This is a genomic window from Streptacidiphilus fuscans, assembly GCF_015690355.1.
Taxonomy (GTDB): Bacteria; Actinomycetota; Actinomycetes; order Streptomycetales; family Streptomycetaceae; genus Streptacidiphilus; species Streptacidiphilus fuscans.
Map to the genome: position 1 here is coordinate 88,793 of NZ_JADPRT010000007.1, position 25,612 is coordinate 114,404.

General features: G+C 71.3%; 19 protein-coding genes. 7 read left to right on the forward strand and 12 right to left on the reverse strand.

Going from position 1 to position 25,612, the window contains the following annotated elements; all coding sequences use genetic code 11:
- The first annotated feature begins 8 nt into the window (after positions 1-8).
- From I2501_RS18215 to I2501_RS18230, 4 genes are all read left to right on the forward strand, one after another.
- Entirely contained in the window at positions 9-1,049 is a 1,041-nt protein-coding gene (locus I2501_RS18215) for an NAD(P)-dependent alcohol dehydrogenase (protein WP_196195145.1), read from the forward strand.
- A gap of 434 nt (positions 1,050-1,483) precedes the next feature.
- Entirely contained in the window at positions 1,484-2,035 is a 552-nt protein-coding gene (gene ssuE, locus I2501_RS18220) for an NADPH-dependent FMN reductase (RefSeq protein ID WP_196195146.1), read from the forward strand.
- Positions 2,036-2,078: 43 nt separating this feature from the next.
- Positions 2,079-3,326: an LLM class flavin-dependent oxidoreductase gene (locus tag I2501_RS18225; RefSeq protein WP_196195147.1), complete on the forward strand. Its 1,248-nt coding sequence runs from the start codon at positions 2,079-2,081 to the stop codon at positions 3,324-3,326.
- A gap of 67 nt (positions 3,327-3,393) precedes the next feature.
- Positions 3,394-4,773, forward strand: a complete 1,380-nt coding sequence (locus tag I2501_RS18230) for an NtaA/DmoA family FMN-dependent monooxygenase (protein ID WP_196195148.1) — start codon at positions 3,394-3,396, stop codon at positions 4,771-4,773.
- A gap of 66 nt (positions 4,774-4,839) precedes the next feature.
- Here the strand turns inward: I2501_RS18230 and I2501_RS18235 are convergent, their stop codons facing one another.
- The 4 genes from I2501_RS18235 to I2501_RS18250 form a co-directional block, all read right to left on the reverse strand.
- Positions 4,840-5,820, reverse strand: coding sequence for an ABC transporter substrate-binding protein (locus tag I2501_RS18235; RefSeq protein WP_196195149.1), 981 nt, complete (start codon positions 5,818-5,820; stop codon positions 4,840-4,842).
- 53 nt (positions 5,821-5,873) lie between these two features.
- On the reverse strand, positions 5,874-6,698 hold the full coding sequence (locus I2501_RS18240; RefSeq protein ID WP_196195150.1) for an amino acid ABC transporter ATP-binding protein: 825 nt from the start codon (positions 6,696-6,698) through the stop codon (positions 5,874-5,876).
- Entirely contained in the window at positions 6,695-7,729 is a 1,035-nt protein-coding gene (locus tag I2501_RS18245) for an amino acid ABC transporter permease (RefSeq protein ID WP_196195151.1), read from the reverse strand. The genes I2501_RS18240 and I2501_RS18245 overlap by 4 nt, the downstream gene beginning before the upstream one ends.
- A 63-nt stretch (positions 7,730-7,792) precedes the next feature.
- Positions 7,793-8,758 (reverse strand): ABC transporter substrate-binding protein, encoded by a 966-nt coding sequence (locus I2501_RS18250; RefSeq protein ID WP_328806443.1) that lies wholly within the window; start codon positions 8,756-8,758, stop codon positions 7,793-7,795.
- Positions 8,759-9,378: 620 nt separating this feature from the next.
- Here I2501_RS18250 and I2501_RS18255 point away from each other — a divergent pair.
- Positions 9,379-10,302 carry an amino acid ABC transporter permease gene (locus tag I2501_RS18255; RefSeq protein ID WP_196195152.1) on the forward strand — a complete coding sequence of 308 codons (924 nt, stop codon included), beginning with the start codon at positions 9,379-9,381 and terminating at the stop codon, positions 10,300-10,302.
- The gene (locus I2501_RS18260) at positions 10,299-12,209 is read left to right on the forward strand and encodes an FAD/NAD(P)-binding protein (RefSeq protein WP_196195153.1); all 1,911 of its coding nucleotides are present in this window, start codon (positions 10,299-10,301) and stop codon (positions 12,207-12,209) included. Before I2501_RS18255 ends, I2501_RS18260 begins: the two co-directional genes overlap by 4 nt.
- A 226-nt stretch (positions 12,210-12,435) precedes the next feature.
- Here I2501_RS18260 and I2501_RS18265 read toward each other — a convergent pair whose 3' ends face one another.
- The 5 genes from I2501_RS18265 to I2501_RS18285 all read right to left on the reverse strand — a co-directional run bounded on the left by I2501_RS18265 (position 12,436) and on the right by I2501_RS18285 (position 18,527).
- Positions 12,436-14,049 (reverse strand): glycoside hydrolase family 13 protein, encoded by a 1,614-nt coding sequence (locus I2501_RS18265; protein WP_196195154.1) that lies wholly within the window; start codon positions 14,047-14,049, stop codon positions 12,436-12,438.
- Positions 14,050-14,091: 42 nt separating this feature from the next.
- On the reverse strand, positions 14,092-14,958 hold the full coding sequence (locus I2501_RS18270) for a carbohydrate ABC transporter permease (RefSeq protein ID WP_196195155.1): 867 nt from the start codon (positions 14,956-14,958) through the stop codon (positions 14,092-14,094).
- A complete protein-coding gene (locus tag I2501_RS18275; RefSeq protein WP_196195156.1) occupies positions 14,955-15,896 on the reverse strand; it encodes a carbohydrate ABC transporter permease in 942 nt (313 codons plus the stop codon). Before I2501_RS18275 ends, I2501_RS18270 begins: the two co-directional genes overlap by 4 nt.
- 47 nt (positions 15,897-15,943) lie before the next feature.
- Positions 15,944-17,311 (reverse strand): extracellular solute-binding protein, encoded by a 1,368-nt coding sequence (locus I2501_RS18280; RefSeq protein ID WP_196195157.1) that lies wholly within the window; start codon positions 17,309-17,311, stop codon positions 15,944-15,946.
- A gap of 205 nt (positions 17,312-17,516) precedes the next feature.
- On the reverse strand, positions 17,517-18,527 hold the full coding sequence (locus I2501_RS18285) for a LacI family DNA-binding transcriptional regulator (protein WP_196195158.1): 1,011 nt from the start codon (positions 18,525-18,527) through the stop codon (positions 17,517-17,519).
- A 305-nt stretch (positions 18,528-18,832) separates the two neighbouring features.
- On the opposite strand from I2501_RS18285, the gene I2501_RS18290 reads away from it, so the two are divergent.
- Positions 18,833-21,661 carry a discoidin domain-containing protein gene (locus I2501_RS18290; protein ID WP_236046626.1) on the forward strand — a complete coding sequence of 943 codons (2,829 nt, stop codon included), beginning with the start codon at positions 18,833-18,835 and terminating at the stop codon, positions 21,659-21,661.
- An 85-nt stretch (positions 21,662-21,746) separates the two neighbouring features.
- Here the strand turns inward: I2501_RS18290 and I2501_RS18300 are convergent, their stop codons facing one another.
- The 3 genes from I2501_RS18300 to I2501_RS18310 are packed head-to-tail and all read right to left on the reverse strand — an operon-like array spanning position 21,747 to position 25,491.
- Positions 21,747-22,844: an ABC transporter ATP-binding protein gene (locus tag I2501_RS18300; RefSeq protein ID WP_196195159.1), complete on the reverse strand. Its 1,098-nt coding sequence runs from the start codon at positions 22,842-22,844 to the stop codon at positions 21,747-21,749.
- Positions 22,841-24,439: an ABC transporter permease gene (locus tag I2501_RS18305; RefSeq protein WP_196195160.1), complete on the reverse strand. Its 1,599-nt coding sequence runs from the start codon at positions 24,437-24,439 to the stop codon at positions 22,841-22,843. Before I2501_RS18305 ends, I2501_RS18300 begins: the two co-directional genes overlap by 4 nt.
- Positions 24,436-25,491: an iron ABC transporter substrate-binding protein gene (locus I2501_RS18310; RefSeq protein ID WP_196195161.1), complete on the reverse strand. Its 1,056-nt coding sequence runs from the start codon at positions 25,489-25,491 to the stop codon at positions 24,436-24,438. The genes I2501_RS18305 and I2501_RS18310 overlap by 4 nt, the downstream gene beginning before the upstream one ends.
- Between the last annotated feature and the right edge of the window lie 121 nt (positions 25,492-25,612).

Genomic DNA, 25,612 nt, shown 5'->3' on the forward strand with positions numbered 1-25,612 from the left:
GCAGCCGGATGAAAGCGCTCCAGTACCGCAGCATCGGCGCAGCACCGGAGGTCGTCACCGTCCCCGATCCGGAGCCGGGTCCGGGGCAGGTGCTGGTGAAGGTGACGGCCGCGGGCGTCTGCCACTCCGACATCGCCGTGATGAGCTGGCCCGCCGAGGCGCTGCCCTTCGAGCTGCCGCTCACGCTCGGTCACGAGGGTGCGGGGACGGTCGCCGCGCTCGGCGAGGGCGCAAGCGGCGTGTCGGTCGGCGAGTCCGTGGCCGTCTACGGTCCGTGGGGTTGCGGCATCTGTGTGAAGTGCGCGGAGGGCAAGGAGAACTACTGCCTGCGCGCGGCCGAGCTCGGCATCCGGCCGCCGGGTCTGGGCGCGCCCGGGGCCATCGCCGAGTACCTGCTCGTCGACAGCGCACGTCATCTGGTCCCGCTGGGCGATCTGGACCCGGTCAGGACCGTCCCGCTGACGGACGCCGGGCTCACGCCGTACCACGCGATCAAGGAGTCGCTGCCCAAGCTCGTCCCGGGCAGCACCGCCGTGGTCATCGGCACCGGCGGGCTCGGGCACGTGGCGATCCAGCTGCTGCGGGCGATGACGGCCGCGCACGTGGTGGCACTGGACGTGAGCGAGGAGAAGCTGGCCCTGGCCCGGCAGGTCGGCGCGCACGAGACGGTGCTCAGCGACGAGCGCGCGCCCGACGCGGTCCGGGCGCTGACCGGCGGCATCGGCGCGGAGGCGGTCTTCGACTTCGTCGGCGCGCCGCCGACGGTCAAGACCGCCGGGGCGATGGTCGCTGTCGAGGGCGACGTGACCATCGTCGGCATCGGCGGCGGCGCGCTGCCGGTCGGCTTCGGCGTCCTGCCGTACGACGCGGCGGTCCGCGCGCCGTACTGGGGGTCGCGTTCCGAGCTGATCGAGGTCCTCGACCTGGCCCGGGCGGGCGCGGTGGACGTCCATGTCGAGACCTACAGCATGGACGAGGCGCCGCTTGCCTACAAGCGCCTGCACGAGGGCAAGATCACCGGCCGCGCGGTCATCCTCCCGAACGGCTGACGCGCCGCAGGCGGCCCGCCGGCCGTCAGTCTCCGTCCGGATATGAGTCATTGACGGAAATGCTCCTGACTGAGAGGCTTCCAGACGTGAGCCAGTCCGAGGTTCTCTGCGCCCGCCTGCACGTCGATCTGCGACGCCAGGCCAGTGCCATCTGTGCCGCCGGCCGCTGATTCCGCCGCGCCCGGCTCTTCCGGACTGCCGCTCCGCCGCTTCGGTTCTCCCCGATCGACGTTCTGACGTCCTGACGTGATGACGCCCTGACGCCCTGACCGTGTGCGCGTTCCGACGTCGGCACGGGCTGACGCCCGCAGGGCGTCGACGGAGCGCCTGTCCGGCCCGCCCTGTCTTTCCTTCCCGCCCCGGCCCCGCCTGCCCTGACGGTCGCAGCGTCGCTCCGTCCGCAGCCGGGCCCCGGCCTGTTCTGGAGACCATCCATGTCCGCTCTGCTCGTCCTGTCCGGCAGCCCCTCCGCCTCCTCCCGCACCGCGCTCGTCGGTGAGCATCTGGCGCAGCAGCTCTCGCTGACCGGCTTCGACGTCCACCATCTCGACCTCCGCTCACTGCCGCCGGACGCGCTGCTCGCGGCCGAGACGGACCATCCCGAGGTGCGCCGGGCCCTCGCCGAAGTGGAGCGCGCCGACGGGGTCGTGGTGGCCACACCCGTCTACAAGTCCGCCTACACCGGGCTGTTGAAGGCCTTCCTCGACCTGCTGCCGCAGGACGGACTGGCGGGCAAGACCGTGCTGCCGCTGGCGACCGGCGGCACGGTCGCCCATGTGCTCAGCATCGACTACGCGCTCCGGCCGGTCCTGGCCGCGCTGACGGCACGTCACGTGGTCAGCGGCTGCTTCCTGCTGGACCGGTCGATCGACACCTCACAGCCCCACGGCGTGCTCCTCGACCCCGAGTCGGAGCAGCGGCTGCGTCGTGCGGTCGACGAGTTCATCGGAGCGCTCCCCACGGGCCGGGCGCTGCGCGCCGCCTGACGTTCCCTCAGTTTTCTTCTCCCACCGCCCGAAAGGCAGTTCCGTGACCTCCGGAAAGTCCCACCCGCGACCGCATCTGCACCTCGCCGTAGCCCTTGCCGACGCGGGCGCACACCCTGCCGCCTGGCGCGAGCCCGGCGCCCGCCCCGACGAGCTCTTCACCGCCCGCTACTGGGCCGACCAGGTCGCCGAGGCCGAGCGCGGCCTGCTCGACCTGGTGACCTTCGAGGACGGCCTGGGCATGCAGTCCTCCCTGCCCGACCGGCCGGACGAGCGGACGGACCGCGTGCGCGGCCGACTGGACGCCGGGCTCCTCGCCGCCCGCGTCGCGCCGCTGACCCGGCGGATCGGCCTGCTGCCGACCGCCGTCGCCACCCACACCGAGCCGTTCCACCTCTCCAAGGCCGTGGCCACGCTGGACTACATCAGCGCCGGGCGTGCCGGTCTCCAGGTCACCGTGTCGCCGCGCCCGGACGTCGCCGACCACTTCGGGCGACGCAGCCTCACCGATCCCGCGCCGGGCGAGACGCTGCCCGACCTGCTGGACGAGGCGGCCGACTACGTCGAGGCAGTCCGCCGTCTCTGGGACAGCTGGGAGGACGACGCGGAGATCCGCGACGCCGCCACCGGCCGCTTCGTGGACCGCGAGAAGCTCCACTACATCGACTTCGAGGGCCGGCACTTCAGCGTCCGCGGCCCGTCGATCACGCCCCGGCCGCCGCAGGGACAGCCCCTGGTCGCGATCCCCGCGCACGGCGCGGAGGGCTGGACGCTGGCGGGCCGCGCCGCCGACCTCGCCTTCGTCGCCCCGCACAGCGACGCGGAGGCGGCAACTGCCGTCGCGGGCGTGCGCTCCGCGCAGCAGCAGGCCGGGCGGGGCGACGAACCCCTGCACGTGCTGGCTGATCTGACGGTCTATCTGGACGACTCGCACGCCGCCGCCGTGGAACGCCTCTCCCGGCTGGACGAGGCGGCGGGCGGCCTCGGTGCCGACATCGACGGGTACGGCTTCGGCTACGGCGCGCCCGGCAGCGGCCGCGGCACGGCAGAGGTCTTCGCCGGGACCCCGGCGGACCTCGCCGACCTGCTGCTCGCCTGGCAGCACGCCGGACTGAGCGGCTTCCGCCTCCACCCCGGCGTCCTGGCCCACGACCTGCCCGCCATCGTCGACGGGCTGGTGCCCGAGCTCCAGCGTCGCGGGGTCTACCGGCGCGGCTACGACGAGGGATCGCTGCGCGCCCGGTTCGGGCTGGCGCGGCCCGTCAACCGCTATGCCCTGTCGGGGTCGTGAGCGGACCGCTCCGCGCAGTCGACCGACCGAGGACCTTCACCGCACCAGACCTGAGGAACCGTCACCCATGAGCAAGCCACTCAAGCAGGTCCATCTCGCCGCGCACTTCCCCGGCGTCAACAACACCACCGTGTGGAGCGACCCCGCAGCAGGCAGCCAGATCGCGTTCGAGTCCTTCGTCCACTTCGCCCGGACCGCCGAGCGCGCGCGGTTCGACTTCCTCTTCCTCGCCGAGGGACTGCGCCTGCGCGAGCAGCACGGGAAGATCTACGACCTCGACGTCGTCGGCCGTCCGGACACCTTCACCGTGCTGGCCGCCCTCGCCGCCGTCACCGAGCGGCTCGGGCTGACCGGGACCATCAACTCGACCTTCAACGAGCCCTACGAGGTGGCCCGGCAGTTCGCCACGCTTGACCACCTCTCCGAAGGCCGCGCGGCCTGGAACGTCGTCACCTCGTGGGACGCGTTCACCGGCGAGAACTTCCGGCGCGGCGGCTTCCTGGCCCAGTCCGACCGCTACGCGCGGGCCCGCTCCTTCCTGCACACCGCGCAGGAGCTGTTCGACTCCTGGGACCCCGACGCCGTCGCCGCCGACCCCGCCACCGGGCGGTTCCTCAACGACGCGCGCGCGGGCGCGTTCGAGCACCGCGACCCGCACTTCGACATCCACGGCCGGTTCAACGTGCCGCGCAGCCCGCAAGGGCGGCCGGTGGTGTTCCAGGCCGGGGACTCCGAGGAGGGACGCGAGTTCGCCGCGGCCGACGCCGACGCCATCTTCAGCCGCCACGGCACGCTGGAGGAGGGCCGCGCCTTCTACGCCGACGTCAAGGGGCGGCTGGCCCGCTACGGCCGCTCCCGCGACGAGCTGCTGATCCTGCCCGCCGCCACCTTCGTGCTGGGCGCGACGGACGCCGAGGCGCGCGAGCGGGCCAGGGAGGTCCGGCGTCAGCAGGTCAGCGGGCAGACCGCGCTGCGGTTCCTGGAGCAGGTGTGGAACCGCGACCTGTCCGGCTACGACCCGGACGGTCCGCTGCCCGAGATCGACCCGAAGGTCGGCGAGCACACGGTCGCCCAGGGCCGGGCCAGCGTACGGATGTTCCGCGATCCGGTGGCCACGGCCACGGAGTGGCGCGAGCGGGCGGCGGCGCGGCAGTGGTCGATCCGCGAGTTCGTCATCGAGACCACCGGCCGGCAGAACTTCGTCGGCTCCCCCGCCTCGGTGGCCGAGCAGATCAACGAGTTGGTGCAGGCCGACGCGAGCGACGGCTTCATCCTCGTGCCGCACCTGGTTCCGGGGGGCCTGGACGAGTTCGCGGACACCGTGGTGCCGCTGCTGCAGGAGCGGGGCGTGCACCGGACGGAGTACGAGGGGACGACGCTCCGCGACCACCTCGGCCTTGACCTGCCGGGCCAGGGCGGCGCGGAGCGGCGGCGGGTCGCGTCCTGACGTCGAGGGGTGTGCAGAAGGGGCGTGGTGCCTGGCACCGCGCCCCTTCTGCATGCCCTCGGGCCGTTACGAGTTGCTCAGCGGCAGCCCCGGCGGGTTGATCCGGGACGAGGTGAGAGCCTCGCTGGTCAGGCCCCAGCGGACCAGGATCTTGCCGTAGGTGCCGTCCGCGATCAGCTCGTCGATCGCGTCGGCCAGCGGCGTGACCAGCCCGCTGTCCTTCTTGGTCGTCGCGCCGATCAGGCCCTGCAGCGCCTCACCCGCGCCCGAGACGACGCCGACGACCTCGGTCTGTCCCGAGACCGCCGCGTGGTACTGCGCGGTCGGGTTGGGGCCGAGGTAGGCGTCGATCCGGCCGGACTGGAGTGCCAGGTAGGTGTCGGAGTCGGTGCTGTAGTACTTCACGTCCACCGGCTTGAGCCCGGCTGCCACGTCCTGGTGGCTCCAGTCCAGCAGGATCTTCTCCTGCGTCGTCCCCGAGCTGACCGCGATGGTCTTCCCCGCGACGTCCTTCGGACCGTTGATCCGCCAGGTGGTGCCCTTGCGGGCCTCGAAGGCGATGTTGTCCTTGCGGTAGGTGGCGAAGTCGTACTTCTGCTTGCGCAGTTCGGTGTCGGTGATGTTGGAGAAGCCGACGTCGTACTTCCCGCTGTCCAGGCCGACGAAGATCTGCGCCCAGTCCACCGGGTGGAACTGCACCTTGAGGCCGAGGACGTCGGCGACGGCGGAGGCGAGGTCGGGCTCGACGCCGATCACGGTCCGGTTGTCGGTGGCGAAGAAGCTGAGCGGCGCGGCCCCCTGGGCGGAGTCGACGACCTCCAGCGTCCCTCTGGCCCGGATCGCGGCCGGGACTTCGGCCGCGAGCTTCGGATCCTCGGGCGCGGTGTAACGATGCTGATTTGCCGTCAGGTTGAAGCTGACCCCGTTCGCCTCGGTCACGGACTGCTGGCCTGCGCCCCCGGCGCTCGTCCCGGAGGCACCGCACGCGGTGAGGGTGAGCGCGGTGGCCAGGACGGTGACGGCGGCAGCGGTACGGAAGGGACGCATGGTGTTCGGACTTTCTGCGAGACGGAATGCAGGGGGAAGGAACTTGGGGAGACTCAGAGCACCTTGGACAGGAACGCCTGGGTGCGCGGGTGTTGCGGATCGTCCAGGACCTCGGCGGGTGGGCCCTGTTCGAGGATCTGGCCGCCGTCCATGAAGACGACGATGTCGGCCACCTCGCGGGCGAAGCCGATCTCGTGGGTGACGACGATCATCGTGGTACCGCTGCGGGCCAGGTCCTTGACGACGTCGAGCACCTCGCCGACCAGCTCCGGGTCGAGCGCGGAGGTGGGCTCGTCGAAGAGCAGCACCTTCGGCTCCAGCGCCAGCGCGCGGGCGATGGCGACCCGCTGCTGCTGACCGCCGGAGAGCCGACGGGGGTAGGCGTCCGCCTTCTCCCGCAGCCCGACGCGGTCCAGCAGCGCCAGCGCGAGCTCGCGGGCCTCGTCGCGGGGCCGCCCGAGCACGGAGACGGGCGCCTCGACCAGGTTCTCCACCACGGTCAGGTGCGGGAAGAGGTTGAACTGCTGGAACACGAAGCCGATCCGGGCCCGCTGGCGCAGCACGTCGCGTTCCCGCAGCTCGTGCAGACGGTCGCCGACCTGCCGGTAGCCGATCAGCTCGTCGTCGATGCGGACGTAGCCGGCGTCGACCTTCTCCAGATGGTTGATGCTGCGCAGCAGCGTCGACTTGCCCGAACCGGAGGGCCCGAGCACGACGGTGACCTCACCGGCCCGGACCTGAAGGTCGACGCCGCGCAGCACCTCGTGACTGCCGAAGGACTTGCGCAGCCCGCGCACGTCCACGACGACGGGCGGGGTGTCGACCCTGGCCTCCGTCGTACTGACTGCTGTCGCGATGACTTCTGTGGTGCTGCTCATCGCAGGCTCCCTTCGGCCGCGCGGGCGCGGAGGTCGTCGAATGCGGCGCGCAGTCGCCGCAGCGGATGGGCGGGTCGCCGTCGGGTGGCTCCCCCGTCGCGTCTGCCGTCGTGTCCGGCTCCGCGGGCGAAGCGTCGCTCGACGGCGTACTGGAAGAGCGAGAGCACGGTGGTCAACGCCACGTACCAGGCCGTGGCCACCAGCAACATGGGGACCACCCGCGAGGTACGGCCGTAGATCACCTGGACCGTGTAGAAGAGCTCCATGATCGCCATCACCGAGACGATCGAGGTGTTCTTGAACAGCGCGATCAGCTGGTTCGCCGCCGCGGGAGCGATGGTGCGCATCGCCTGCAGCAGAACGATCCGGCGCAGTTGGCGTCCGCGTGGCAGGCCGAGCGCGGCGGCTGCCTCCAACTGCCCCGCGTCCACGGAGAGGACGCCCGCCCGGACGATCTCCGCCGCGAAGGCGGCCTCGTTCACGGCGAGTGCCAGCACGGCCGCGCCCATCGCGCTGACCAGGCTGTTGGTCGTGATCGAGAAGAACCCCGGCCCGAACGGCACGCCGATCTGGATGCGTTGGTAGAGGTAGGAGAGGTTGAACCAGAAGAGCACCTGGACCAGCAGCGGCACCGACCGGACCAACCAGACGTAGCCGTAGGCGACCACGCGCAGCAGTGGGCTGCGGGACAGCCGCATCAGCGCGAGCACCAGCCCGAGCGCGAATCCGGCCAGCGCCGACAGGACGGTCAACTGGAGCGTGAGCCAGACACCTTGGAGCACGCTGGGATCGAAGAGGTAGGCCCGGAAGGTCGGCCAGTCCAGGCCGGGGTTGGTGACCAACGCGTGCGCCAACTGCGCCAGCAGGACCAGCGCAACGGCGACGCCGACCCAACGGGCGGGGTGGCGCAGCGGCACGATCCGCGGCTGCTGGGCTCTGCGGTCCGGGGCGACGACCGCCGTCGGCGGCGGTGTCGGTGGCGTCGGTGGCGTCGGTGGCGGGGCGGCGATGTCGGAGGTGGTGATGCTCATGGGAACTCCGTGAGGGGGTGAAGGATGCGGTGACTCAGCGGTGCAGCGACTCAGCCGGCCGACTCAGCCCGCCGACTCGGGCGGGTCGATCTGCGAGGTGGTGATCGCGGAGTCGGTCGTGCCCCAGGCGGCGAGGATCTTCCGGTAGGTCCCGTCCGCGATCAGGTGCTGGACGGCGGCCTGAAAGGCGCGGGTCAGCGGCGAGCCCTTGGGGAAGACGAAGCCGACGTCCAGCCGGTGGAACGGGCCGAGGTAGTGCACCGCGCCGCCGGTCTGCTTCTCCTGGTAGCGCAGGCCGTTGATGGTCGACATCAGCACGTCGAACCGGCCCTGCTGCAGGCCGAGTTGCAGCGCCCCACCGTCCGAGTAGACCTGCACCCGGTACGCGGGCTGCCCCGCGTCCGTGCAGACGTGCGCGTTCTGCTCCAGCGTCGCCTCGAAGGTCGTCCCGGCTCCCGTGCCGACGGTCAGTCCGCACAGCTGCCGGAGCGAGCTGATCTGCTTGATCGGGCTCCCGGCACGGACGGCGAAGCCCTGGCCGTCGTCGATGTAGGTGACGAAGTCGACGGTCTTCAGCCGCTCGGTCGTCACCCCGAAGTTGCCCACGCCGAGTTGGTACTTGCCCGAGCTCAGCCCCGGCAGGATCGTCTCGAAGGCGGCGATCTGCCGGTTCACCCGCAGGCCCAGCACCGCCGCGACCGCGTCGGTGATGTCGATGTCCTGCCCCACGGGGGTGCTGCTCGCACCGTCGGGATAGGAGGCGCTCGGCGGGCCGCCGATCGCGGTCGCCACGGTGATCTCCCCCGAGGCGCGGACGGCGGCGGGAAGCAGCGCGGCCGCCGCGTCCACCTTCCGCACCGAGGAGACCAGGTCGGCGCTCGTCCCGCCCGCAGCAGCCGAGTTGGGGCCGCCGGACGCGCCGGACGGGTTGGACGCACACCCGCTCAACGCGATCAGGGCGACGAGGCTGAGCAGCAGTACGACGGGGACGTTCCACGCTCGTCGGAAGGGCAGCGGCCCGGCTCGCACCGCGAAGTTCAGGGCGTGAACGGGTGCTTGAGGGCGTGGCTCAACGATGGTTGCAGGCAAGGCGCGGCCTTTCCGCGGGCATGGGTGACACCGTGGCCGACCGGCCGCGCACCGGTAAGGCGGGCAGGGTCAGGCCACGGAAACGGGAGGCAAGCAAGGCAAAGGAGGCAGGCGACAGCAGCGGATGCGCGGCAGCGGCAACGCGTGGAGGAGTCCGGCCCACGGCACAGGGGCGCGAAGGAGGGAAGGGCCGAACGAGCGGCCCGCTACCGAGTCAGCAGGACGGGGTCAGCGACAACACGCTGCGGACCACACCCGACCGAAGTCGATGTGGCCCCGAATGACCAGAGGCTGCTCGATACTCACATCGCACAGTTGAGCAGCGGTCATACGTTCGCGTCAACCACCGTCCCGCCCGTCGGACGCCGCGCAGCTCCTGGCAACGGCAGGCGGCCTTGACGGCACGCCGACCGGGCGACGTAGTCTTGCGGTGACGCCGTGTTGAGGGACGCGGCGTCGGCGACAGCGATCACGCCGCCGTGGCTCGTCAGGGCCCGGCGCGTCCACCCGGCCTCCGTGCCGCGACGCCGCTGTCCGCACTCCCTTCGGAGACTCCTTCCATGACCGTCGCATCCGACGTTCCCCCGCTTCGCCTCTCCAACGCCGAACCCGCCGCCGAGCCCGCTGCCGAAGCCAACGACGCAACAGAGACCAGCCCGCCGCTACCGACCCGGATCCGGCCCAGGCGACATCCAGGACGCTGGGCGACCGCCGCGGCGGCCCTGCTCCTGCTCGCCTGGGTGCTGCGCTCCGTCCTGTCCAACCGCGCCTTCCAATGGGGCGTCGTCGCCCGGTACTTCAGCAGCGCGGGCGTGCTGGACGGACTGGTGCTCACGCTCTGGCTGACGGCCGTGGTGACCGGACTCGGCTTCGCCCTCGGCGCGGTGATCGCCGCGCTGCGGATCTCCGCCAACCCGGTGCTGCGCGGGCTGGCCTGGGGCTACCTCTGGGTCTTCCGGGCCACACCGGTCCTGGTCCAACTGCTGCTCTGGTACAACATCGGCCTGCTCTACCCGACGCTGAGCATCGGCGTCCCGTTCGGCCCGACGCTGGCCTCGGTCAGCACGGTCAACCTGCTGGGCGGGACCGCCACCGCCGTCATCGGCCTGACCCTGCACGAGGCCGCCTACGCGGCGGAGGTGGTGCGCGGCGGGCTGCTCGCCGTCGATGCCGGCCAGCACGAGGCCGCCGCCGCGCTCGGGCTCGGCCGACTGCGCACGCTGCGCCGGATCGTGCTGCCCCAGGCCATGCGCAGCATCGTCCCGGCTGCCGGCAACATGCTGATCGGCACGCTCAAGAGCACCTCGATCGTCAGCGTGCTGGCCGTGGTCGACCTGCTCTACTCGGTGCAGATCGTCTACAACCGCACCTACCAGGTGATCCCGCTGCTGCTGGTGGCAGCCATCTGGTACCTGGTCGTCACCAGCGTTCTGACGGTGGGTCAGTTCTTTCTGGAGCGCCGTGTCGGACGGAGCAGCCGATGAGGCGGGTCAGCATCGCCGTGGTCGGCGTCGGGCCGCGCGCCACCGGCCTGCTGGACCGGATCGTCGCCAACGCGCCGCAACTACTGCCGTCAGCAGTCGATCTGACGATCCATCTGATCGACCCGCATCCGCCCGGTCCGGGCCGGGTGTGGCGGCACGACCAGTCCCCGCTGCTGCGGATGAACTCCATGGCGGAGGACGTCACCATGTTCACCGACGCCGCCACCGTCATGGACGGCCCGGTCCGCCCCGGTCCCTCGCTCGCCGAGTGGGCCGCCGGGCCGGACGCCCGTGCCGTCGCCGACCCGGCGGTCCGGGCCGAGCTGGAGCAGCTGGCCCCCACCGACTTCGCCACCCGGCGCGTCCAGAGCGCCTACCTCGACTGGGTGTTCCGACGGACCACGGCCGCGCTGGCCCCCTACGCCACGGTCCGCGTCCACCGCGAGGCCGCCGTCGACGTGCGCGGGGGGCCGGACGAGCCGCAGCAGGTCGTCCTCGCGTCCGGGAACACCGTCACCGCGGACCTGGTCGTGCTGACGTTGGGACACCTGGACGCGCGGCCCGAGTCCGACGAGCAGCGCCTGACGGACTTCGCCGGCCGCCACCGCCTGCACTACCTGCCGCCCGCCTACTCCGCCGACCTCGGCGCCGAGTTGGACGAGATCGCACCCGGCGAGGACGTGGTCCTGCGCGGCTTCGGCCTGGCTGCCGTCGACCTGATCGTGCTGCTCACCGAGGGACGCGGCGGCCGCTACCTCCCCCGGACCGACGGCTCACTCGCGTATCTGCCGTCGGGCCGCGAACCCGTGCTGCACGCGGGTTCGCGACGCGGTGTGCCGTACCACGCCAAGACCGGCTACCGCCTGCAGGGCCCGCCGCCTCCGCTGCCGCGCTTCTTCGGGCCGGACGCGGTGGACCTGCTGCTGGGCGGGGACGGCCCGCTCGACTTCCGGGCCGAGGTGTGGCCGTCGGTGGCCAAGGAGATCGCGTACGGCCACTACCACGAGCTGTTCCACGGCCATCCGGAACGGACCCGGATGCCGTGGGAGGAGTTCCTCGCCGCCTTCACCCCGCTGGCCTGGTACGCCCCGGCCACGGCCGCACTGGTCGGCCGCGCCGTCCCCGACCCGGACGACCGGATCGACTTCGAGGCGCTGGACCGCCCGCTCGCCGGGACGTCGTTCGCCTCCCCCGACGCCCTGCGGGAGACGCTGCGCCGGCACATCCGCAACGACCTCGCGCGGCGCGGCGACCGCGCCCACAGTGCCGATCTCGGTGCGTTCTACGCGCTGCTCTCCGTCTACGGCCAGCTCCCGCGCGTCGCCGCGAGCGGTCGACTGGACGCGACGTCGCTGGCCAGGGACCTGGACGGCTGGTGGCACGGCTTCTTCAGCTTCCTCGCCAGCGGTCCGCCCGGACACCGGCTCCGGGAGCTGCTGGCGCTGTCGGACGCGGGCCTGCTGCACTTCCTCGGCCCCGACCTGCGCGTCGAGGCGGACGAGGCGAGCGGCAGGTTCCTCGCCCACAGCCCCGCCCTTGCGGGAGCGGTGACGACTGCGACCACGCTCGTCGAGGCACGCCTCCCGCGTGCCACGCTGCGGCGCACCGACTCCCCGCTCCTGCGCGACCTGCTCGCGCGCGGGGAGGCGACCGAAGAGCGGCGCTCGGGACTGATGTTGACGGATCCTCAGAGCGGTGCGGTCGTCGACGACTCAGGCCGACCGCATCCGCGCCGGATCGCCCTCGGCGCGCACACCAGCGCGCGGGCGGTCGCGGCGTTCGCCCGCCCCCGCTCCAACTCTCCCGCGTTCCGCCAGAACGACGCGGCGGCGCGAGCGCTGCTCCTTGCTGTCGCGAGGCTGGGACCGGCATCAGTCCAGGCGCAACCGCAGGTCGCGTCGTTCTGACGGAGTGGTGAAGCCGCACCGCTCACCCTCGAAAGCGGTGCGGCCCGTGCGGCGCGGCTCCACAGAGGCTGTCGGGGAACCTGGGCCGGATCAGCTGGGGTCGGCTGGTGCGTGCGATCGCAAGGCGCCGGAGCGCCCTCGTAGCGGAGCTACTTGGGCGGTTCGGCAACGCGGCGAGCGTGCGTACCAGGCGGGCCCAGCCCGGCTCAGGTTCCCCGACAGCCTCTTAGGAGGCGTGGAGCCACGCCGCAGTCTCCGGGGGCAACTGGCCATCGGCCAGCGGCCCGCTGGTGAGCAGGACCTCGTCGTGCGGCGGGAGCGGCGCGGGGGTCGTGCCCAGGTTGGCCACGCAGGTGAAACCCGAGCCGTTGCGGGTGAAGGCCAGCACGGTGGGGTCGCCGGGCAGCCAGCCCATTGTGCCGTCCCCGAGCGCGGGGTGGGTGCGGCGCAGTTGCAGTGCTCTGCGGTACAGCTGGAGCATCGAGTCCGGGTCGTTCACCTGGCTCTCCGCCGTGCGGTGGGACCAGTCCCGTGGCTGGGGCAGCCAGGGCACCGCATCGTCCGAGGCCGACGCCGAGAAGCCGAACGGGGGCTCGGTGCCGCTCCACGGCAGCGGCACCCGGCAGCCGTCGCGGCCGGGGTCCGCCCCGGCGGTGCGGTGGTACATCGGGTCCTCGATCACCTCCGCCGGGAGGTCCTCGACCTCCGGCAGGCCCAACTCCTCGCCCTGGTACAGATAGACCGAGCCGGGCAGGGCCAGGCTCAGCAGCGCGGCGGCGCGGGCCCGGCGGGTGCCGAGCTCCAGGTCGGTCGGGATGCCGTGGGCCTTGGTGGCGAAGTCGAACCCCGTGTCCGCCCGGCCGTAGCGGGTCACCGTGCGGGTGATGTCGTGGTTGGCGAGCACCCAGGTCGCCGGCGCTCCCACCGGCGTGTGCACGGTGAGCGTGGTCGTGATCGTCTCGCGCAGCCGGTCCGCGTCCCAAGGGCAGCTGAGGAAGCCGAAGTTGAAGGCGGTGTGCAGCTCGTCGGGACGCAGGTAGCGGGCGAAGCGGTCCGGATCGGGCAGCCAGACCTCGCCGATCAGGGCGCGCGGCGGGCTGTAGGAGTCGGCGAGCTTCCGCCAGCTGCGGTAGATGTCGTGGATCTCGTCCCGGTCGATGTAGGGGCGCTCGTCGGTGCCCTCGACCACGTCCGGCAGCAGCGGGTCCTTGGCGACCTCAGCTGCGGAGTCGATGCGGACCCCGGCCGCGCCGCGGTCGAACCAGAAGCGCAGCACCTCCTCGTGCTCGCGGCGCACCTCCGGGTGCTGCCAGTTCAGGTCGGGCTGCTGGGAGGCGAAGCGGTGCAGGTACCACTGCCCGTCCGGGACGCGGGTCCAGGCGCTGCCGCCGAACTGCGAGGGCCAGTTGTTGGGCGGCAACTCGCCTGCTGTGCCGCGTCCTTCGCGGAACCAGAAGCGGTCCCGCTCCGGCGAGCCGGGGCCTGCGGCCAGCGCCTGCCGGAACCAGTCGTGCTGGTCGGAGACGTGGTTGGGGACGATGTCGACGATGGTCCTGATCCCCAGTTCGAGCGCGTCGGCGATGAGTTGCTCGGCGTCCGCGAGGGTGCCGAACGCCGGGTGGATCCGGCGGTAGTCGGCGACGTCGTAGCCGCCGTCCGCCATCGGCGACGCGTACCAGGGGTTGAACCAGAGCGCGTCGACGCCGAGTCGGGCCAGGTAGGGCAGCCGGGAGCGGACTCCCGCCAGGTCGCCGACGCCGTCTCCGTCCGCGTCGGCGAAGCTGCGCACGTAGACCTGGTAGATCGCGGCGCCGCGCCACCATTCGTGGGCTTGAAGCAAGGTAGCGGTCTCCTCGGGCGAGTCGGGAGAGGGACGGCAGGGTCAGCCCTTGAGGCTGCCTGCGGTCAGACCGGACATGATGTTGCGTTGGAAGATCAGGAAGAACAGCACGGTGGGCACGGCCGAGATGGCCGCCGCCGCGATGAGCACGTTCTGCGGCACACCGAGCGAGAGCGAGTAGATCCCGGCGTTGAGGGTCTGCTTGGTGGGGTCGGGCTCGGCCAGCAGCGGCCAGAGGAAGTCCTTCCACACGTTGACCAGGGCGAAGATCGAGACCACCCCGAGGATCGGCCGGGACATGGGCAGCACGATCGACCACAGCGTCCGCAGCGGTCCGGCCCCGTCGATGGCGGCGGAGTCGAGCAGTTCCTGCGGGACGGAGTCGAAGAAGCGCTTGAGCAGGTAGATGTTGAAGGCGTTGGCCACGGACGGCAGCCAGATCGCCCAGGGGCTGTTGAGCAGGTTGAGATGGACCAGCGGCAGGTCGAGCACGGTCAGGTACTGCGGGACGATCAGCACCATGGCGGGGATCATCAGGCTGGCCAGCATCAGCCCGAGGATCACGTTGCCGAGCACGGGCCGCAGCTTCGACAGCGAGTACGCGGCGGCCACGTCGAGGACCAGTTGGAAGGCGAGGGCGCCGAACGCGTACCACAGCGTGTTGACCAGCAGTTGCTCGATGTTGAGGCGGTTCCACGCGTCGGAGTAGTTGGAGACCTGGACGTGGTGCGGGTAGAAGGTGGGCGGCGTCGCGATGGACTCGGCGGTGGTCTTCAGGCCGTCGGTCACCAGCAGGTAGAGCGGGCCGAGGAAGACCAGAGAGAAGACCACGACGACCAGCAGCAGCGTCACCCGGTAGACGGTGCGGTTCAGCTGCGCGGGATTGATCAGCGTCCGGGTGTCGCTCACGCTTCGGCCCTCCGGTTCAGACGGACGTAGAGCAGCGAGAACCCGGCCAGGACCAGCAGCAGGAGCAGTCCGAGCGCGCAGGCGGCGCCGTAGTTGCTGAAGTTGAAGGCGTACTGGTAGATCAGGTAGACGATCGTGGTGGTGGAGTTGTCCACGCCCTGACCGCCGTTGGTCAGCACGAACGGCTCGACAAAGACCTGCATGGTCGCCACGATCTGCAGCATCAGCATGAGCGAGAGGATCAGCCGGGTCTGCGGGATCGTCACATGCCGGATCCGGCGCAGCACTCCCGCTCCGTCGAGCTCGGCCGCCTCGTAGAGCTCGCCCGGGATGTTCTGCAGGGCGGCCAGGTAGATCAGGGTGGCGCTGCCCATGTTCATCCAGGTGGACGCGATGACCACGGCCACCATCGACATGTTCGGCGACTGCAGCCAGGCCGAGGTGGGCAGGTGCAGCAGTTGGAGCATCCGGTCGAGCAGGCCGTACTGCGGGTCGTAGAGGTCCTTGAAGACCAGCAGCGAGGTCACCGGCGGAAGCATCACCGGCAGGTAGACGAGCACCCGCAGATAGCCGCGGGCGTGCCGCAGTTCGTTCATCACCACGGCCACGACGAACGGCAGCGCGAAGCCCAGGACCAGGGCCAGGCCGGTGAACTCGGCGGTGTTGCGCCAGGCGATCCAGAAGCTCGGGTCGTTGCTGATCTGCTGGAGGTTGTGCAGGCCGACCCAGGTGGTCTGCCCCGCCCGCGCCTTCTGGAAGCTCATGATCACTTCGCGGACCATGGGGTACCAGGTGAAACAGGCGAAGCAGAGCACCGCGCCGATCAGGAAGCCGTGCGCGGTCAGGTTGCGCCGCACACTTCGGCGCAGCGCCCCGGCCCGGCCCGCCGTCCGCAGGGGCGGCGAGCCGGCGTCGGAGGATGCGGTCAGGACCGCCATTCGGGGACTCCTCGAAGCTCAGGTGAGGGTGAGGCAGCGGGTCGGCCTTACTGCGCGTTGGCCAGGACCTCGTTGACCTGGGACTGGGCGGTGTCCAGCAGCTGCTGCAGGTTCGCGTGCGGGTCGGTGAGCACGGAGGCCATGGTGGTGTCGAGGACCTTGTAGATGGCCTGCGCGTTCGGCGGCTCGGTCACGCCGGGGATCGCGGCGTTCACGAACGGGGCGAAGGCCTGCACGGACATGGTCGCGTTGGCGGCCTTGAGCGAGTTGTCCGCGGCCGCGGTCGCGCCCTGGAACAGCTCCGGCTCGGGCAGGCCGACCGCCTGTCCGGACGCCTTGGACCGCGGGTAGTTGTACTGCTGCCCCTGACCCATCGTCAGCCACAGGTAACTCACCAGCTGGACGCCCGCGGTGATCTGGGCGGGCGTGTCCTTGACGTTGAACAGGTAGTCGTCGCCACCCGCCAGGGTTCCGACGGCGGGGCCGCTCTGACCGGGCATCGGGCCCATGGAGAAGTCCGAGTAGTGCGCGCCGAGGCTCTGCACCATGTAGGTGATGTCGTCAGGGGCGGCGATGTACATCCCGAGCTTGCCCGCGGCCATCTGCTTCTGCAGGTCGCCCCACTTGTACAGCTGGGTCTGTCCCATGACGTTGTCGGTGAAGCGCAGCTTCTGCAGGTTCTGCAGGACGGCGAGGCCCTGCGCGTTGTCGAACGCGGCCTTGGTGCCGTCCGAGCTCACCATCCGGCCGCCCTGCGCGTACAGCTCCGCGGTGAAGTGCCAGCCGCCGTTGTTGCCCGCGCTGTAGTCGCCGTAGCCGTCGATGCCGTTGCCGAGCGCGGCGATCTTCTTGGCGTCGGTCTCCACCTCGGCCCAGGTGGTGGGCGGCTGGTCGGGGTTGAGACCGGCCTGCTGGAACAGCTTCCGGTTGATGATCATCCCCATCGTGTAGTTGGTCCGCGGGACCCCGTAGGTCTTGCCGCCCGAGCTCAGCGGCGCCCATACGGACGGGAGGATGTCGTTCTTGACCGGCAGGTTGGCCGAGGTCACGTACGGGGTGATGTCGGCGGCCTGGCCCGAGGCGAGGACCTGCGGCAGGTCGGTGAAGTACGTGTAGAAGACGTTCGCCTCCGTGCCGCCGCGCAGCGCCGCGGTGAAGAGCTCCGGCGTCTCGCACGGGAAGGTGTCGATGCTCTTGACCGTCACGTTCGGGTGGAGCTTCTCGAACCCCGCGATGTCGGCGTTCCACTGCTGCACCTGGGTCGGGCGGCTGCTCGGCGGTGCGCAGTCGACGGAGATGGTGACCTTGCCGTTGGCGTTGCCGGTGTTTCCCGTGGAACTGGTGCCCGAGCTGGAACAGGCTGCTGCGGTCATCGCGACGGTGGCGGCGACCACGAGCGCTGCGGATCTGCGCATGGCGGGAGGCCCTTCGTGGGGTGGGTGCCGGCAAGAGGCTGCGGCGCGGATCACGATAGGCATGCTCACAAGGCAGCACAAGATGTCGACGAAAAATTGCAAGAAGGCGACGCACAACCGAGACATGATGATGCATCAATGACTGAGGGGCCGCATCCCGGCGGATGCGGCCCCTCAGTCCTGCGCTGTGCCCTGCCGTGCGTCCCTACCGGACGCTTGCCGGGCCGGTCGAGCCGCGGACGACGAGCTCGGGCTCGAACAGCAGCTCGTCATGGGTGACCTGAGTCCCCGCCAGCTCGCCCATCAACAGCTCCACGGCCGCCCGGCCCATCGCCTCGATCGGCTGGCGGACCGTGGTGAGCGGCGGATCGGTGCAGGTCATGAACGACGAGTCGTCATATCCGACGATCGAGACCGCTCGTGGGACGTCCAGCCCCTGCCGTCGCGCCGCGCGGATCGCGCCGAGCGCTATCGGGTCGGAGGCGCAGACGATCCCGGTCACGCCCCGGTTGAGCAGGCGCATCGCGGCGGCCTGGCCGCCCTCCAACGAGAACAGCGCGTGTTCCACGCGGTCCTCCGGCAGTTCGAGCCCCGCCTTGACCAACGCCCGCTCGGCGGCGGCGAGTTTGCGCCGCGAGGGCATGTGGTCGGGCGGGCCGAGGACCAGCCCCACCCGCTCGTGCCCCAGCGAGACCAGCAGCGCGACCGCCTGCTCGGCCGCTGCCGCGTCGTCGCAGCTCACTTGCGGAAACCCGAGGCCGGGGACGGCGGCGTTCATCAGCACGGTGGGCAGCCCGCGCTGCTCCAGACGCTCGTAGTGCGCATGGGAGAGGCCGGCCATGGCGTAGTGCCCGCCGAAGAAGATCACGCCGGAAACCTGCTGCTGGAGCAGGAGTTCGACATAGTCCGCCTCGGAGACGCCGCCCGCGGTCTGGGTGCAGAGCACCGGCGTGAACCCCTGCTGCGCCAGCGCACCGCTGACCACCTCGGCGAAGGCGGGGAAGATCGGGTTCTGCAGCTCCGGGAGCACCAGCCCGACCAACCGGGCGCGCTCGCCGCGCAGTTGGGTCGGACGCTCGTATCCCATCACGTCCAGGGCGGTGAGCACCGCCTCGCGGGTTTGCGCGGAGACCCCGGGCTTGCCGTTGAGCACCCGGCTGACGGTCGCCTCGCTCACTCCGACCTTCTGGGCCACATGGGCAAGTCGTCGTGTCATGCCGACATGCTATATGCCGGATACCCGCAAGTTCTTGCCTCTTCTTGCCATCATCTGCAACGGCCTGACGTGCCGGGTGCAAGCACGCCCTGCAATAGCAGCAGCTCAACCGCTCACTATTTGCAGATTTCTGTCGGCATATTGCTACGTCCTGCCGCCTGTGCCAGAGTGTTCCGCCAGGCCGAGACGGACCGGTCTGTGCTCTGCGGGGATGTGTCATGCCCCCGCCCTGCTGGGACCGCCATGTCGACCCTCGCGGCTGCAACCCGTCCACGGAAGTCCCCGTCCACGGAAGGTCGTACGTGATGACGTACCGCCGCTCCACCGCCGTGCTCGCTGCCGTCACCGCAGCAGCGACCGGCGTGTTGGGCCTCCTCCTCGCCGGGCCCGCCCACCAGGCCCAGGCAGCAGCACAGGCACCAGCCCACTCCGCGCTGACCCCCTTCGCCGCCGGGGCCGCCAACGGCACCGGCGCCTCGGTCTCCGGCATGACCGAGTACGAGGCCGAGGGCCCGCAGGCGTCCACCAACGGCACGGTGATCGGCCCCGACTACACCCAGGGCGACCTGGCCACCGAGGCCTCCGGCCGCCAGGCGGTCCAACTGACCGGCCAGGGCCAGCACGTGACGTTCACCCTGACCGCGCCGGCCAACGCCTTCGACCTGCACTACGCGGTGCCGCAGGGCAGCTCCGGCAGCCTCTCGGTCTACGTCAACGGCACCAAGCTCAGCCAGGAGCTGCAACTCACCTCCGCCTACAGCTACATCACCACCAGCCAGGTGCCCGGCTCCAAGGTGCACAAGCTCTACGACGACGTACGGATGATGCTGCCGTCCACGGTCAACACCGGTGGCACAGTCACCTTCCAGGTGGACTCGGGCGACACCGCGCTGCCCTACACCCTGGACGTCGCCGACTTCTTCGACGTGGGCGCGCCCGCGACGCAGCCCGCCAACTCGATCTCGGTGGTCAGCGAGGGCGCGGACCCGACCGGTGCGGCCGACTCCACCAACGCCTTCCGGACCGCCATCTCCGCAGCGGCCTCCGCCAACGAGTCGGTGTGGATCCCGCAGGGCACCTTCGTGGTCTCCTCGGCGCTCCAGGTCCCCAAGGCGACGATCGCCGGAGCCGGGTACTGGTACTCGCAGATCAAGAGCAACGAGTTCATCGACAACACCTCCGACGTCTCCGGCCCGGTCAACCTGAGCGGCTTTGCCATCCTCGGCTCGACCGTCGGCCGTCACGACGACAGCACCGCCAACGCGATCAACGGCTCGCTGGGCAGCGGCTCGACCGTGGACGGCCTGTGGATCCAGGACACCAACGTCGGCTTCTGGCTCCAGTACGGCAACACCGGGCTGACCGTGAAGAACTGCGTCGTCCTGTCCACGGACGCGGACGGGCTGAACTTCAACGGCAACGCGACGAACAACACCGTCGAGAACAACTTCCTGCGCAACACCGGTGACGACGGCCTGGCGCTGTGGTCCTACCCCGCCACCGACTCGGGCAACTCGCTCAGCGACAACACCGTCGTCGAGCCGACGCTCGCCAACGGCATCGCGGACTACGGCGGCTCGAACAACACCATCCAGGGCAACGTCGTCGCCGACACCAACCCGCTCGGCAGCGGCATCGCCGTCTCCAACGAGGCGTTCCTGCAGCCGTTCACGCCGCTCTCCGGGACCGTCACGGTCTCCGACAACACGCTGATCCGCACCGGGGCGATGAACCCCAACTGGGGCCACCCGATGGGCGCGATGCGGTTCGACGCCTACGACTCGGCGTTCACCAACGTCACCGTCAACGTCAGCGGCAACGCGGTGGACGACAGCCCGTACAGCGCCTTCGAGATCGTCGGGGGCGGGGGCCAGGGCTACGCGGTCAACGGCCTCAACTTCACCAACAACAGCGTCGACTGGACCGGCACCACGGTCTTCCAGGCGGAGACCACCGGGTCCGCCTCGGTGAGCGGTCTGACCGCGAGCAACGTCGGCGTGGCGGGCGCGTACGACTACGGCTACCCGAACGACGTGGCGGGCACGTTCGCGTTCAACCAGGGCAGCGGCAACAGCGGGTGGAGCACCACGCCGACGCTGACCGCCTTCCCGTCCCCGGTGGGCCTGCCGCCGACCGGTCCGGGCAACGGCACCGGCTCACCGACGCCCACCCCGACCTCCACCAGCACCTCGCCGACCCCGACGCCCACCCCCACGCAGACCACGCCGCCTGGCGGCAACCTGGCGCTGGGCAAGGCGGTCTCGGACACCGGCCACACCCAGAACTACGTGGCCGCGAACGCGGTGGACGGTGACGCGAACACCTACTGGGAGAGCACCGACAACGCCTTCCCGCAGAGCTTCACGCTCGACCTCGGCAGCACCACCGCCGTCGACCACCTGGTCATGCTGCTCCCGCCGTCCACGTCCTGGGGCGCGCGCACGCAGACGCTCTCCGTCCTCGACAGCACCGACGGCTCCAGCTACAGCACCCTCGTCCCCTCGGCCACCTACTCGTTCGACCCCAACACGGGCAACACCGCCACCATCACCCTGCCCGCGGGCACCGACACCCGGTACCTCCGGCTGACGTTCACCGCCAACTCCGCCTGGCCGGCCGGACAGCTCTCCGAACTCCAGGCCTACGCCCCGAGCAGCTCGGCGACGGTCACTCCCACACCGACGCCGACGCCGACTGCCACGGCCACCGGGAGCAGCAACCTGGCGCTGGGCAAGGCGGTCTCCGACACCGGCCACACGCAGACCTACATGGCCGCCAACGCCGTCGACGGTGACGCCAACACCTACTGGGAGAGCACCGACAACGCCTTCCCGCAGACGTTCACGCTCGACCTCGGCAGCTCCACCGCCGTGGGCAAGCTGGTGATGCTGCTGCCGCCGTCGACGTCCTGGGGCGCGCGCACGCAGACCCTCTCCGTCCTCGACAGCACCGACGGCTCCAGCTACAGCACCCTCGTCCCGTCGGCCACCTACTCCTTCGACCCCAACACGGGCAACACCGCCACCATCACCCTGCCCGCAGGCACCACGACCCGCTACCTGCAGCTGACCTTCACGGCCAACTCCGCCTGGCCCGCCGGACAGCTCTCCGAGCTCCAGGCCTACGCGCCCTGAGCAACGCGCCTGACCAGCACGATCACCTCGCCCGCCGGCGCACGTACGCCGGGCGGGCTAGGTGTTCGGACGGACCGTCAGAACGTCAGTGCGCCTCGGCCACGGTGCGCTCGGGCACCGTCGCGGTCTCCGCCTCCGGGCGGGCAGCGGCCTCTCCGGCCGGGGTCAGCGCGTGCGCCGCGCCGACGACGGTGACGCCGACGGAGCTGCCGGGCCCGGGAGGGGCGGTGTCGGTGTAGGCGACGAGTCGCTCCCGCCGCCCGCCGTCGGCGACCAGGTCGAGCTCGACGCGGTGGTCGTGGCCACGGAAGTGCACGGCGGTGACGGTGGCGTGAACGCCCTCGTCGCCGAGGCGCAGCTGCCTCGGCCGGAGCAGCACGGTCCCGCTGCCGGACGGGGTCTGCGGCTCGGTCAAGGGCAGCGTGCCGAGAGCCGTCCTGGCCTCGCCGTCGGCGAAGGTGGCCGCGAGCAGGTTGGCCTCGCCCAGCGCGCGGGCGACGTGGGTGTCGACCGGGCGGTGGAAGAGCGTGTCCGGGGCGTCGGCCTGGGTGATCCGGCCGTCGCGCATGACGGCGACCACGTCGGCGAAGGCCAGCGCCTCGTCCACGTCGTGGGTCACCAGGACCGCGGTGGCCCCGGCGCTGCGCAGGGCGGCGGCGACCTCCGCGCGCAGCTCGATGCGGAGTTGGGCGTCGAGCGCGGAGAAGGGCTCGTCGAGCAGCAGCAGGTCCGGGCGGGGTGCCAGGGCGCGGGCGAGCGCCACGCGCTGCTGCTGGCCGCCGGACAGTTGGTGCGGGTGCCGGTCGCCGAGGCCGCCCAGCCCGACCAGCTCGAGCAGTTCCGCCACGCGGGCCTTGCGCTCGGCGCGCGGTAGTCCGAAGCCGATGTTGCCCGCCGCCGTCAGATGCGGGAAGAGCGCGCCGTCCTGGGGGACGTAGCCGATCCGGCGCTGCTCGGCGCGGACCCGGCTCCGCCCGTCGTCCAGCACCCGGCCGCCGACGGCGACGGTCCCGGACGCGGCGGCGTGGAACCCGGCCACGATCCGCAGCAGCGTGCTCTTGCCGCAGCCCGACGGGCCGAGCACGGCGGCCAGTTCACCGCCGCCGACGGTCAGGTCGAGGCCGGTCAGCACCGACGCCTTGCCGTGCTGCGCGTGCAGATCAGTGACGGTCAAGCCGCTCATCGCGCAGCCTCTTTCGGGGTTCGGGCACCGCCGAGGGTGCGGCGGGTCAGCAGGAGCACGGCCGGGACGGAGAGCGCGGTCATCACGGCCGCGTAGGGCGCGGCCGCGCCCCAGGCCAGGCCGGTGGTGTAGGTCCAGAACTGGGTGGCCAGGGTGTCCGTGCCGGTGGGCCGCAGCAGCAGCGTCGCCGTCAGCTCGGTGCTGGCGGTGAGCGCGACCATGGCGAAGGCCGCGCCGAGGCCGGGCAGGATCAGCGGCAGCGTCACCCGGGCCAGGACCACCAGCGGCGGCGTGCCGAGCGAGCGCGCCACGTCCTCGACGCCGTGCGGGACCTGCGCCAGCGAGGAGCGCACGGCCGTCAGCGCGAGCGGGAAGAAGAGCGCCACGTATCCGGCGACCAGCAGCGGAGGCTGCTCGTAGAACGGCTGGGCGTAGCGGATCGCGAAGAAGACCACCGCCAGTGCGACCGCGATGCCGGGCAGCGCACGGGTGAGGTAGGCGGTCTGCTCGACGGCCCGCGCCAGGCGGGTGTCGCGCCGCCAGGCGTACAGCGCGACTGGGACCGCGGCGGCGGTGGCGATGGCAGCGGCGGCCAGCGCGTAGCCGAGCGTGGTCGCGGTGAGGGACCAGATCGAGGCCGAGGGCAGCGTGGTGGAACCGCCCTTGACCAGCCAGTACCCGAGCGCGTAGACGGGCACGCCCACCGCGACGCCGACCAGGGCGGCCATCGCCAGCAGCGCGAGCGGCTTGGCGCCTGCCAGCGCGACCGGTGTGGCGGGGCGGGTCGCGTTGCCCTCGCGGACCACCCGGCCGCGGTTCCGTCCGATCCGGTTCTGCAGCACCACGACGACCAGCGCGAGCGCGATCAGGATCAGCGAGAGGACCGAGGCCGAGACCGTGTCGAAGGCCGTCTCGAACTGGGTGTAGATGGCGGTCGCGAAGGTGTCGTACCGCAGCATCGCGAACGCGCCGTACTCGCCGAGCAGGTAGAGCGCGACCAGCAGCGCGCCGCCGGCCAGCGCCGGGCGGGTCTGGGGCAGGGTGACCCGCCAGAGCACGGTCAGTCGGCCCTTGCCCAGGCTGCGGGCGACCTCCTCCGCGCTCGCGTCGCTGCGCCGCAGCACGGCGGCGACGGGCAGGAAGACCAGCGGGTAGAGCGAGGAGGTCATCACCAGCGCCGCGCCCCAAAGGCCCTGCACGGCAGGGAAGAGCGAGACCCAGCAGTAGCCGTGGACGAACTCCGGGATCGCCAGCGGCATCGCGACCAGCACCGTCCAGGTCCGCCGCAGCGGCAGGTCGGTGCGTTCGACCAGCCAGGCCGCGCCGAAGCCCAGCACCAGCGCGCCGACGGTGACGATCGCGGTCAGCACGGCGGTGTGCCAGAACAGGGTGGCGATCAGCGGGCGGCCGAGCAGGCGTTGGACGGTTCCCCAACCCGACTGGGACGCCTCCAGCGCGACGAAGACCAGCGGGCTGGCGACCAGCAGCGTCACCGCGATCGCCACCAGCGCGAGAACGCCGGAACCCGCCGTCCGGATCCGCCGCGGAGAACGCGACGGACGGACGGCGGGTGACGGGGCTTCGGTGAGCGTCACGAGAGCAGGCCCAGGCTCTGCATGAGCTGGATCGCCTGGGAGCCGTCGCCGAGTTGGGCGGCGGAGTCGACGGGCCCCGCCTGCTGCAGGGTCCGCGCGAGGCGGGTGTCGGTCACACCGGCGAGCAGCGGGTACTCGTAGCTCTCAGAGGTCGCGATGATCTGCTGCGCGGGCTTGCTCACCAGGTAGGCGAGGAAGGCCTGGGCCGCCGCCTGGTGTCGGCTGGACGCCAGCACGCCCGCGCCGGAGACGTCGACCAGCGAGCCCGGGTCGCCGGGAGCGAAGTAGGCCAGAGCGCTGTGGATGTTGGACGCGCCCTGCTCGTCGCGGAGCCGGTACCAGTAGTAGTGGTCGATGACGCCGCCCGCGACCTCGCCCCGGTTGACCGCCGCGACCAGGTCCTCGTTGGAGTCGTAGACCTTGCCGTTGGCCTTGAGCGCCTTGAGCCACGACGTGGTGGCGGCCAGGCCCTTCATCTGGATCATGCGGGTGACGATCGGGGTGAAGTCGGTCTCGGACGGCGCGATGCCCAGCTTGCCCTGCCAGACCGCCGAAGCCAGCGCGGTGACCGAGCTCGGCGTCTGGGCGGCGGTCAGCTTGCCGGTGTTGTAGACGAACACCGCCGAGCGCGCGGAGAGGCCGACCCAGTCGCCCTTGGCCGAGCTGTCGGCGGCGGGCACGGCGCCGAGGGTCGAGGCGTCGACCTTGGCCAGGGCGCCCTTCTCCTCCAGCGTGGTCAGCGTGGGCGGGTTCTCCGAGACGAAGACGTCCGCCGGGGAGGCCGCGCCCTCGACCAGCAGCTGCTGGGCCAGCTCGGCCTCGTCGCCGGAGCGCAGCTGGACCTTGATGCCGGTGCGCGCGGTGAAGCCCTTCACCAGCGCGTCCATGGTCTGCTCGTGCTGCCCGCTGTACACGGTGATCGTCTGCCCAGCGAGCGAGCCGCCGGAGGCCGAGGAGGACACCGAGGACGCACCCGAGCCGCAGGCGCTCAGGGAGAGCACGCAGAGGCCCGCGAGGGACGCGACGGCGGTCGAGAACACCGACCGCTTCATGGACCGAACACCGACGAACACCGCACGACCTCCGACATGGGAAGAAGCACCCGGGCCGCCAGTGGGCGCGGTCCGGGCTGCCTTTCGGACCGGCACGAACCCTCGCGCCGACCCAGTAGGC